General features: G+C 36.5%; 9 protein-coding genes. 2 read left to right on the forward strand and 7 right to left on the reverse strand.

Annotation, left to right across the window (positions count from 1 at the left end; translation table 11 throughout):
• Positions 1–77: 77 nt before the first annotated feature.
• The 7 genes from ACWICE_RS11120 to polA form a co-directional block, all read right to left on the reverse strand.
• Entirely contained in the window at positions 78–1,457 is a 1,380-nt protein-coding gene (locus tag ACWICE_RS11120) for an OmpA family protein (protein ID WP_185213247.1), read from the reverse strand.
• A 243-nt stretch (positions 1,458–1,700) separates the two neighbouring features.
• Positions 1,701–2,714: an inorganic phosphate transporter gene (locus ACWICE_RS11125; RefSeq protein ID WP_094257458.1), complete on the reverse strand. Its 1,014-nt coding sequence runs from the start codon at positions 2,712–2,714 to the stop codon at positions 1,701–1,703.
• A gap of 34 nt (positions 2,715–2,748) precedes the next feature.
• Positions 2,749–3,396: a DUF47 domain-containing protein gene (locus tag ACWICE_RS11130; protein WP_094257457.1), complete on the reverse strand. Its 648-nt coding sequence runs from the start codon at positions 3,394–3,396 to the stop codon at positions 2,749–2,751.
• A gap of 74 nt (positions 3,397–3,470) precedes the next feature.
• Positions 3,471–4,286, reverse strand: coding sequence for a sensor histidine kinase (locus ACWICE_RS11135; RefSeq protein ID WP_308214550.1), 816 nt, complete (start codon positions 4,284–4,286; stop codon positions 3,471–3,473).
• Positions 4,287–4,534: 248 nt separating this feature from the next.
• Positions 4,535–5,188, reverse strand: coding sequence for a phosphatidylserine decarboxylase family protein (locus ACWICE_RS11140; protein WP_454298403.1), 654 nt, complete (start codon positions 5,186–5,188; stop codon positions 4,535–4,537).
• Between the two features lie 42 nt (positions 5,189–5,230).
• A complete protein-coding gene (locus tag ACWICE_RS11145) occupies positions 5,231–6,328 on the reverse strand; it encodes a toxin-antitoxin system YwqK family antitoxin (protein WP_454298404.1) in 1,098 nt (365 codons plus the stop codon).
• A 5-nt stretch (positions 6,329–6,333) separates the two neighbouring features.
• A complete protein-coding gene (polA, locus tag ACWICE_RS11150) occupies positions 6,334–9,141 on the reverse strand; it encodes a DNA polymerase I (RefSeq protein ID WP_454298405.1) in 2,808 nt (935 codons plus the stop codon).
• A gap of 119 nt (positions 9,142–9,260) precedes the next feature.
• Here polA and rsgA point away from each other — a divergent pair, with 119 nt between their 5' ends.
• Both rsgA and ACWICE_RS11160 read left to right on the forward strand, forming a co-directional pair.
• On the forward strand, positions 9,261–10,181 hold the full coding sequence (rsgA, locus tag ACWICE_RS11155; RefSeq protein WP_254530254.1) for a ribosome small subunit-dependent GTPase A: 921 nt from the start codon (positions 9,261–9,263) through the stop codon (positions 10,179–10,181).
• Between the two features lie 157 nt (positions 10,182–10,338).
• On the forward strand, positions 10,339–12,144 hold the full coding sequence (locus ACWICE_RS11160) for a hypothetical protein (RefSeq protein ID WP_454298406.1): 1,806 nt from the start codon (positions 10,339–10,341) through the stop codon (positions 12,142–12,144).
• Positions 12,145–12,148 lie beyond the last annotated feature (4 nt).

Below are 12,148 nucleotides of genomic sequence, written 5' to 3' on the forward strand. Positions count from 1 at the left end.
TAATTACTTCTGTAAAACAACAAAAAAGCCAGCTGTTTCAGCTGGCTTTTATTATTTCAAATTGTTATTTCTAACAATTATTTTTTGATCTCAACACGACGGTTTTGAACACGACCTTCTTCAGTATCGTTTGAAGCAACTGGGTTAGCTTCACCGTATCCTGTAGCGTTGATGCTTGATGCAGATACTCCAGCGTTAACTAAGTATTGTTTTACTGCATTAGCACGGTCTTTTGATAAGTTCATGTTGTAAGCTTCTGTACCTTCAGCAGATGCATAACCATCTAATGAAACAGAACCATTGCTATCTTTCAATTCTTTAGCTAATTTATCTAAAGTAGAGTAAGATTCAGTTTTCAATACTGAGCTATCAAATTCGAATTGAATTGGAGCGAAGTATCCTGAAGTAGTTCCGTCAGTTAATTGCTGAGGCTCAGGGAATTTGATTGGACATCCTGATCCGTCAACTACTGTACCTGCAGGAGTTCCTGGACATTTGTCAAATTTATCAGATACACCGTCACCATCAGAGTCTTTGCTTAATTGATCAACAGTGCCTTCTAAAGTAGATACGCGTTGTTTCAATGCTTCAACTTCGTTACGTAATGAAGGGTCTTTCAACTCATCATATAATGTAGCAACTGGGTTAGTGAATGTTAAGCTTTCTTTATCACGAGAACCTAAAGTGAACTCTAAACCACCATATACGTTAGAGAATTTTTGTTTTCCGTCGTAACGAACTGGTCCGTATAATAAGTTATCATCAGTGAAGTTCATTGTGTAACCTAAGTTCAAGGCAACAACTTCAGATAATTTAAATTTAACACCAACACCAACTGGGATAAATCCAGTTAAACGGTTGTCACGGTCTCCAGTAGCCTCACGGTCACCAAAGATTTCTTGACCCCATTTACCTTCGTTGTTGTAAACTTCAGTACCTGTGAAATCGTTGTTAGCAAATTGAACTGGGTTGTGAGCCATAACACCTAAACCAACTTTAGCGTAGAAGTTAACAGCATTTTCTCTTCTCATGAAGTCGATAGTACCTAATTGGAATACACCATTTAAGCTAGCTGCCCAGTTAACTGAAGTCTCAGCAGATCTTGCACCGTTTGCAGTTTCTGGAGCAGTTACTAAGTCATGGTTGAAAGTTTTGATACGACCACGGTTTCCTTCTAATTCTAAACCGAATAAGTGAGAGAATTGTTTACGGATAGTTAAACCATAGTATTCACCAACTTTGTTTTGGAAATATCCAACGCGTTGTCCGAAACCGTTTTGGCCACCTAAAATAGTGTTAGGAGTAGTGATACCACCTTGAACACCAATTGACCAAGTTCTGTATTGTGATCTACCACCAAATACAGTTGGGGTTTGTGCTTGAGCAGTTTCTGCGAAACCTAAAGCGGCTACTAAAGAAGCTGCAACAGCTGTTTTTTTAATTGTAGAATAGTTCATACTCTTTTTTTTAAGGTTATTAAAATTTTTAATTGTTTCTAGTTGTAAAAATCAATTTAACATAACTTAACAATAACAATGCCAAAAAATGTTAATTTGTAAAAAGCCCTTTTTTTATGTTACCTACAGGTCCTTTTGCCGCGTAAAAATACTTATTAACATTAAATAACACAAATTTTTTATCAAAACTTTATTAATTGTCAATAAATTCGAGGATAATAACAGATGCCTGTATGATATTTACTACAAAATATAATGAATTATTGCTAGGGTTAACCCGCCTAACAATGCACTTACAGGTATAGTTAAAATCCAAGCCCATAATAAACTTATGGTAACTCCCCATCGAACGGCGGAAACTCTTTTTACTATTCCAACACCGATAATTGAACCAGTGATCGTGTGTGTCGTTGATACCGGAATACCAAAATGCTCTGTAATCCCCAAGGTGATAGCACCCGCTGTTTCTGCACTTACTCCTTCTAATGGAGTAACCTTTGTGATTTTAGTACCCATTGTTTTTACGATTTTCCATCCTCCACTCATCGTTCCTGCTGCAATTGCAAAATAACAAGCCAATGGCACCCATTCAGGCATTTCTTCAAAACTTCCAATTACCCCTTGTGCAATCAATGCTGTTGCAATAATACCCATAACCTTTTGGGCATCGTTACCACCATGAGCAAAACTCAATCCTGCTGATGAAACTAACTGAAGGATTTTGAACCATTTCTCGGCTACAGCTGGTCTTGCTTTTTTGCAGATGTTGATAATTATTAAAGTAATGATAATGGAGATGGTCATACCAACCAATGGAGCCAAGACAATAAATGATACAATCTTTAAGGTTGCACTTAAATTAATAGCTTCCATGGGATTTGCTCCTAAGAATAAAGCATATGCCATTCCTGATCCCGCAAATCCACCAATCAAAGTGTGACTTGAGCTTGAAGGAATTCCATAATACCAGGTAAAAAGGTTCCATGCAATTGCGGCTACAAGGCCAGCAAAGATAACCTCTAGGGTGATGTATTCTTCTATGACCGTTTTGGCAATGGTATTAGCGACTTTATGGTCAGTAAAAACAAAATAAGCGACGAAGTTAAATAAAGCGGCCCATAGTACTGCCATAAATGGTGTCAATACTTTGGTCGATACGATAGTCGCAATGGAATTGGCTGCATCATGGAAACCATTGATGTAGTCAAACGCAATAGCCAGAACGATTACGACAATTAATAATGTGGTTATACCCATAATTTAATATTGTTGTGAATTCTTATTTAATAAATTAAGCGTTCTTCACAAGAATACTTTCTAATACATTGGCAACATCCTCACATTTATCAGTTGCATCTTCCATCGCTGATAAAACTTCTTTATTCTTGATCAGGTTGATTGCATCTTTTTCATACTCAAACAGCTCGGCAACTGCTTTGTCAAAAATATAGTCTGCCTTATTTTCGACGCTGTTGATGCGTACACATGAATCAGTAATATTTCTGATGTTTTTTAAATCTTTTAGCTCAAATAAAGCTTTTGCAACATGTTCAGTTGCTTCAAGAATTAAGCTTGAAATTTCTTTCATAGCCTCGCTTGGTTCTGTAACCTTATAAAGCTCCATTCTATTGGAAGCTCCATGAATAAAATCAGCAACATCATCTAGTGAACTAGCTAAGGCATGGATATCCTCCCTATCAAATGGAGTGATAAAGTTCTTGCCTAATTCTAAATGGATTTGATGTGTAAGATTATCTCCTTTGTGCTCAAGATCCTCCAATAATTTGGAGTTATCTTTTCTAAGCTGAAGATCTGTAGTATGAACGCTTTCTTTTAGAAGCTTAGCCATGTCAATTAAGTTTGATCCGGCCTGTTCAAATAATGGGAAAAATTTCTTGTCCTTCGGGACGAAGTATTGAAAAATGCTATTTAAAGACATAACTCGTATTTTAAGTAGCGCAAAATTATGCACTTAATGTTAAGTTAATGTTAAGTTTTGATAAATCGCTTAAATTAAGCTTTCTCAAGGGTAAATGAAAAGGTAGTACCTATACCTTCCGTACTTCTAACATGCACATTTTGCTGATGCGCTTCTATGATATGTTTAACGATTGCAAGTCCTAATCCTGATCCTCCGATATCCCGAGATCTACTTTTATCCGTCCTGAAAAATCGCTCAAATACTCTTGGTAGATTTTTTTCTTCAATGCCTTGACCATTATCAGTAATTTCAATCAGTACCTGGTCTATTAATAAGTGAACCTTGATATTTGTTTTACCTCCCTTGGATCCATATTTAATAGAATTATCAATTAAGTTGATTAAAACTTGTTGAATTTTCTTTCTATCCGCCTTTACATTAATTGGATTATTGCCTTTAGGGTTAAAAACAAGGGTTATATTATTTTCTTTGGCTTTATATTCCAAATCATCGATGGTCTCTTTAATAAGTGCAATGAGGTCAAATTTTTCCTTTACAATTGAGATCTCGCCAGATTCCAGTTTTGCTATTTCATCCAAATCATGGATCAGATAGCTCAAGCGATCTAAATTTCGAGAGGCTTTATTCAGAAAATTAACTGCCATTTCTGGATTGTCCTCAATCATACCGTCTTGAAGGGTCTCAATATATCCCTGAATCGCAAATAATGGGGTTTTGAATTCATGGGAAATATTAGAAAGAAATTCTTTTCGAAATTTTTCTTGAGCTTTTAATTGGTTAATCTCTATGGTTTTTTGTTTGGCCCAGTCCCTTACTTCTTTTTCTGCATCTCCAATCGGATCTTCAGATTTATGGTCCCCTAAAGCGTCTTTCAGTTCTTTGCCCAACTTCAGGTTGTGGATCAATTTGTATACAGATTTTATTCTTTCGTATACAAATTTTTGAAAAACATAGTTTAATAAGCTGAATGAAAGGACAAAACTCAGGATCAGGATAAAGGTAAAAGTAGGTAAGTCCCTCTCATAATAGTAGTTCATTCCTGATAGTGTCAAGGAAAAAACAAAACTAATGACAAGGATTAGGGTGCGAAAATTCATGTTTTACCTAATTAAAGGTGATCTCTCATTGTTTGAGATTAAAAACGGGCAATAATTGATTTACCTCCCGTAACCTTATCCCCAATGTTTACATTGATTTTTGAATCCAATGGCAAAAACAAATCCACCCTTGATCCAAACTTAATAAATCCAAATTCTTCACCTTGTTTCACCTCTTGGCCTTCTTTCACATACCAAACGATCCTTCTAGCCATTGCCCCAGCTATTTGACGGAACAATACTTCAACTCCAGATTCGGTCTTTACAACTACGGTTGTTCTTTCATTATCAGTAGAGGATTTTGGATGCCATGCTACCAAGAATTTCCCAGGATGATATTTGAAAAAGGATACAATTCCAGTTACAGGATTTCGATTGACGTGGACATTGATAGGAGACATAAAAATCGATACTTGAATTCTACGGTCCTTCAAATATTCAGTTTCTTCTGTTTCTTCAATCACTACAACCTTACCATCAGCAGGACATAGTACAATCCCATCATCGATTGTTATGGTTTTGTTTGGACTCCTAAAAAATTGGACAATCGTAATCAACAGAAATGCAGAAACAATATATATGATCCATTTCACAACACTACCGGCATCATAATAATGCGCAATGGCATTTATTATAAAAATAAATAATACTACTAATGCTAAACTGGTATAGCCTTCCTTGTGAAATTTCATAAATAAATATTTGTGCAAATATAATTATTCTCTATTAATGTCCTATTGTTCATTCTTTCTAACAATGTTCAAGCTATGGAATTGTATCTTTCCAGATTCGTCCGATGATACTTTTCCCTTTACAGTAATCTCATCCTGAATGTATTCCCCATTTACAAACGAGGGAATATATCGCTCCACGGAATTTAATACCAACTTAAATGGTCTGCTTATCTCCTCAGGAACATCATCTATGATCTCTAATTTTGATGGGTTTCCATCCTTGCTTACCTGAACTTTATATTCGAAATTATCCTCAATAGGTGCTCTCAATTCAAAAGAATGAAAAGGTTGGGTGAGATAATCAGTTAAATAGCTGTTATAACCCGCGATTTCATCGTAATTACAGCCCTTGGAAATGAATTTTTCTGCCCTAAAGAAATTTTCAACCGGTAGAACGCTGAAAATAGGAGATGAATACTCAGTTTCATTGATTATATCATACCCGGATTTGAAAACCCCTCTATAGTATACTTCCTCAGCAACTAAATCAGCTAATTTGTCCGCTGTATAATAAATTTGCCAAATTCCATCTGGCACACCGTCTTTTAATTTTCCTTTATGTTTTACAAATGGATAGCCATAGGGATTATAACCTTGGAAAGGAACATTGAAATCAAACCTGCCATTTCCTCCTTCTACAACCTTCCGACCCCGGGTATCATTGAACTCCATGATTTTCACATAGTCAGGAGAAAATTCTACAACCATCATTAATGCTCCATCCGGATAATAGTAGTTCCAATTGCCTTGAGGTCTATCATTCACAAATGTGGCTTCCCATTTAATAGATCGATTGGGGTGATAGGACTTGAAATAGCCAGATTTTTTCCCATCGACATAAGAACCTTCAAGTATCGGCCTGCCTTCTAAATCAAAATCGGTAAATGAACCGATATATTTACTGCTTGCAGGATCAAAACTCGCTACACGCTCAATGCTCTTAAATTCACAGTCTCTATCAACTAAATAATAATTGTTATCAAAATAAAAACGGACGAGGTTTTCTCCAGATTTTTCAAAAAAAATAGGGCTTCGGTCCTGAGCGAAGCTGTCCAAGAAAATTACAATAAAGAATAAAATACTACTCAGTATCTTCATTTTGTTTAATGTGCTTCTAACCAATTTCTTCCTTCACCAATCTCTATTTCAATTGGAACTTGCATCTCAATAGCGTTTTTCATCCTATTTTCGATGATGGATTTAAATTCATTGATTTCATGATTGGGAACATCGAATACAAGCTCATCATGTACCTGCATGATCATCTTGCCTTCCAATCCTCTTTCTGCAATATCTTTTTGAATATTTATCATGGCTATTTTAATCAAATCTGCTGCAGAACCCTGTATTGGAGCATTGATGGCATTTCGCTCTGCGAATCCTCTAACGGTCATATTTGCAGAATTGATATCCCTTAGATAACGCCTTCTTTTCAATATAGTTTCCACATATCCATTTTCCTTTGCAAATTCAATTACTTCGCTCATATATTTTCGAATACCTGTATATTGAGTGAAGTACTGGTCAATGATTTCTGCAGCTTCTTTGCGACTGATTCCCAAATTTTGTGACAGACCAAATGCAGATTGTCCATAAATAATCCCAAAGTTTACAGCCTTAGCATTTCTCCTCATATCAGAATTAACTTCCTCCAATGACACCGAATAAACGCGAGCAGCAGTTGCCTTGTGAATGTCTAATCCTTGTTTAAAGGCATCCAACATATTAACATCTTGACTTAATTCGGCCATAATCCTTAGCTCAATCTGAGAATAATCGGCAGAAAGCAATGTCCAGTCTTCATTTCGGCTGATAAAGGCCTTTCTCACTTCCCTTCCTCTTTCCGTACGGATTGGGATATTCTGTAAGTTTGGATTTGTAGAACTCAATCTTCCAGTTGCAGCCACAGCCTGATTGTAGGAAGTATGTATTAATCCTGTATTGGGATTGATCAGATTTGGAAGGGCATCAACATAAGTGGATTTCAACTTCTGAAGCTGTCTAAAATCTAAAATATCCTGTACGATGTCAGATTTGTTTGCTAAAGCCAGAAGAACGTCTTCACCGGTTTTGTATTGACCTGTTTTTGTTTTTTTAGCTTTCGGATCTAGTTGAAGTTTGTCAAATAGAACTTCTCCAAGTTGTTTTGGAGAGGCGATATTAAAGGTAACACCTGCTTTTTCATAAATCTGTTGCTCCAATACCTTTACATCTTTTTCTATTTCTTTTGAAAACTGCTTCAAGGTATCTACATCCACTTTTACTCCATTTCTTTCCACATCTGCCAACACTTTTAATAATGGAAATTCAACCTTTTGAGCTAACTCTATAGTTGAAGTTTCCTCAAGAAGAGGAGCAAGCTTGTTTTTTAATTGTAAGGTAATGTCAGCATCTTCAGAAGCATACTCTTTCACCAGCTCGACATCAACATCCCGCATATTTCCCTGATTTTTCCCTTTACCCCCGATTAAATCGGTAATAGAAACTGGAGTATAGTTTAAATAAGTCTCTGAAAGGTAATCCATGTTATGGCGAGTGTCAGGATCAATGAGGTAATGGGCAAGCATAGTGTCAAAAAACTCACCTTTAACATCAATATCATATCTGGATAGAAGAAGGATGTCATATTTTAGATTTTGACCAATTTTCTTAATGCCTTCATTTTCAAATATCTCTTTGAAAATATTCACTGTTTTTTGCGCTTCATCTTGATCGGCACTAACTGGTATATAATAACCTTCAAAAGCCTTGGTACTAAATGAAATTCCAACCAATTCCGCTTGTAGAGCATCCAAACCGGTTGTTTCCGTATCAAAACAGAAGGATTCCTCTTTGGCTAATTGCAGTGCAAGTTCTTTTTGTTTTTCTTCGCTGTCAACAAGTATATATTGGTGTGCAGTATTTTGAATGTTTGTAAAAACTGGGTTTTCGACAACTTCCGCAGATTGATTGCTCTTTGATCCTTCTAAGTTTGCATCATTATGGACTGCAAAAAGATCCATTTGTCCAGCTTTTGGTGCCGAATTTTCAACCATGCTGAAATCCTCTCCAAAAACTCTTTTTCCTAAAGTCCGGAACTCCAATTCAACAAACAAAGGCTCTAACACATCTTTATTAGGTTTCTCTAATTCCAATGCTTTTTCGTCCAATTCTACAGGAACATCCAGTAAAATGGTAGCAAGCTTTTTAGAAATCAATCCCTGTTCCGAAAAGTTTTCTACATTTTCTTTCAGTTTGCCTTTCAGTTTATCTGTGTTTTGGATCAGGCTTTCGATAGATCCAAATTCTTGGATTAATTTTTTAGCGGTTTTCTCTCCAATCCCCGGAATCCCTGGAATGTTGTCAACAGCATCACCCCATAACCCTAAAATATCGATGACTTCATGGACATTGTTTATTTCCCATTTCTCCAAAATTTCAGGAACACCTAAAGTTTCAGCGCCATTACCCATACGGGCAGGTTTATAGATGAAAATATTGTCCGATACCAATTGGCCAAAATCCTTGTCAGGAGTCATGCAATAGACCTTAAAATCCTTCTTTTCACCCTTTTTCGCTAAAGTCCCAATGATGTCGTCGGCCTCATAACCATCCATGGTAATGATTGGGATATTGAACCCTTCGATCAACCGATAAATATAAGGAATGGAAGCGGCAAGATCCTCGGGCATTTTTTCCCGTTGAGCCTTGTATGCCTCAAACTCTAAATGTCTATTGGTTGGTGCTGCAGTATCGAATACAACAGCAATATGACTAGGTTTCTGATTATTTAAAACATCGAGCAAAGTATTGGTGAAACCCATAATTGCCCCTGTGTTTAGTCCGTATGATGTAATGCGAGGTGTTTTACTTAGTGCGAAGTATGCACGGTAAATTAATGCCATCCCGTCTAAAAGAAATAACTTTTTCAAATTCTTCGTTTTTTTACCTTTATAACAAAGTTAACAAATTCAAATAGACGCAAAGATTAATTATTTTTTTCCATTTTTGCGGGAATTGCTTGTATTTTTAAATAACATGGAAAATTGATATGCGCGGACTTGTAACAAAATCTACCGGTAGTTGGTACCAAGTTTTGGATGATGATGGAAAAAGATATGAATGTCGGATAAAAGGAATATTCAGAACCCAAGGTATTAAAACAACTAACCCCATTGCTGTGGGGGATAGGGTGGAGTTTGAAATTGAGCATGGCCAACAAAGCGCAGTTATCACTAAACTTGAACCGAGGAAAAACTATATCATTCGAAGATCAGTAAACCTTTCCAAACAAACTCAAATTATTGGTGCAAATCTAGATCTAGCACTCTTGGTGGTTACTTTGGCCTCGCCACCTACATCTACTGGCTTCATCGATAGATTTCTGGTAACAGCTGAAGCTTATGGCATTCCAGCGGCACTTGTATTCAACAAACTGGACCTTTTTTCTGAAGAGGGCCTTGAGATCTTGGCGGAATACATGGCCATTTATGAAAACTTGGGTTACCCATGTTATACCGTATCCGCATTGGAAAAGGAAAATATAGAAGAATTGAATGAAGTTTTAAAAGACAAGATTACCCTCATTTCTGGTCACTCAGGCGTTGGAAAATCTACTTTGATCAATGCCATTATTCCAGGAGCCGATCTTAAAACCGGTAATATTTCCGACTGGTCAGATAAAGGAAAGCATACAACTACCTTCGCAGAGATGATCGATCTTCCATTCGGTGGGAAGCTTATCGATACTCCGGGGATTCGAGAATTGGGAATCGTGGATATCGAGCCCCAAGAACTTTCCCATTATTTTCCTGAAATGCGAAACCTCCTTAATCAATGTAAATTCCATAATTGTAGACATATCAATGAGCCGGGATGTGCTGTTTTGGACGCATTGGAAAATGGTGAAATTGAACCCTCACGCTACGATAGCTATCTGAGTATCTACAATAACGAAAACAATAGAAATTAATTCCTTCAAAATTTTCCCGAAGATTTGTAGTTATTTTGTTCTTTTTCAGTTAGTTGATTTAATTCTATTTAAATATTTTCTCCAGTAAATAAACATATTGGCTATATTGTTGTTAGGAAATAACACAAGCTGGGGATAAACCGTTTTTTTGAATTTTATGAAACCTATTTGGAAATGGATTATTGGGATTATAGCCGTCTTAATTTTGGCTATTTTGGGAATTGGCTGGTATTATAGCCGAAATTGGAAACCTATTGTAGAAGAAAAACTCAAGGAAACAGTTTCAAAAGCTACAAATGGTCTTTATTCATTGAAATATGATGATTTGGACCTCAATGTGGCTCTCGGAAATGTCACCTTAAAAAATGCAGAATTGATTCCTGATTCTGCTATCTATCGGAAAATGGTGCTCACTAAAGAGGCGCCTAATAGTCGCTATCATATCAAACTTTCAGCCTTAAAGGTCCGCAGATTCAATATCTGGGATGTAATCAAGAATAGGAAGCTGTATATCAAGGAAATCAATTTTGATTCCCCTGATATCCATATGATTTCCGAACGTCATGCCTATAATGACACCATTCAGCCTAAACAGCCCAAAACGCTATATGATAATATCAAAGATGTTTTTAGTTCAATAAATGTTCGGGATATAAACATTGATAATGTAAAATTTAAGTTCTCGAAAATTGAAGAAGGCAAATCCAGCGATATCGTCTTGGATAGCATAGGCATCAAGGTGCATGATATTTTGGTAGATCAGGCTTCTATACATGATACGACCCGCCTTTTTTACACCAAGATGGTCGAGGTTGAAGTGCCAAAGTTTGAATATGAACTCTCCAATGGTATATACAAGGCCAAATTTGACCATTTGATCATGAATACTCAGGATCAAAATGTATTGTTGACCAAAGTTGAGTATGCTCCAAAAATGAGCAAGGCAGCATATTTTAAGACCAGAAATGAAAACATAACCATGGCGGTCATGAAGTTTGACACCCTTCGTTTCGAAAAATTAGACTTCAAGGAACTGATTGACAACCAGCAGACCATTGCGCAACATGTACAGATTAAAAACGGATCCGTTTCCTTATATAATGATAAGAGGTATCCTAAAAAGAGTATCTCCAAGATAGGGAAATCACCTCAGCAGCAATTAATGAAAGTTAAGCAGCTCATTAGGATTGATACCGTATTTGTAGATAATGTAGACGTACTTTATGGCGAACATTCTGCGAAATACAATAAAGAAGGTGTAATTACCTTTAATCATGCCAAAGGAACATTGACAAATGTTACCAATGACAGTACGTTGTTGGCGAAAAATAAATTTATGCGGGCGGATCTGCAGGCAAGGATCATGAACGCCGGACTGTTAAAAATCCAGTTTGGCTTTGACATGCTGAGTAAAGATGGCTATCATACCTATAAAGGTTCTTTAGGTAGAATGCAAGCTCCAGCTTTCAATAAAATCTTGACTCCTCTGCTAAATGCTGAAATAGCCTCAGGAAATATTAGAAGCATCAGTTTTAATTATCAGGCCAACGACTATAGAAATTGGGGAGATTTTAGATTTGATTATGACCATCTAAAACTAAACCTGATGAACGCAATCGACCCAGGCATGAGTAAAACCAAGAAAGGGGTATTATCTTTTGTGGTCAACAACATCCTGATCAATGACAGTAATCCTGATGCCAATGAAAAATACCATATTGGCAAGGTAAATTATAAGCGTGTTCCAGAACATACTTTTTTCAAAACGTTATGGCAGAGTCTACTGGATGGGATCAAACAATGTGCGGGAATCAGCAAAGAGCGAGAGGCAAAACTGATGGGAGCCGCTGAAAAAGGTAAAGATGTCGTTGATGAAACCAAGGGCGTAGTCAAGCGAACAGGCAATTTCATTAAAGGATTGTTTAAAAAGAAAGATAAAGAAAAAGAAGAAAAGAAAAATTAGTTTC

This window comes from Sphingobacterium sp. NPDC055346, from assembly GCF_053645235.1.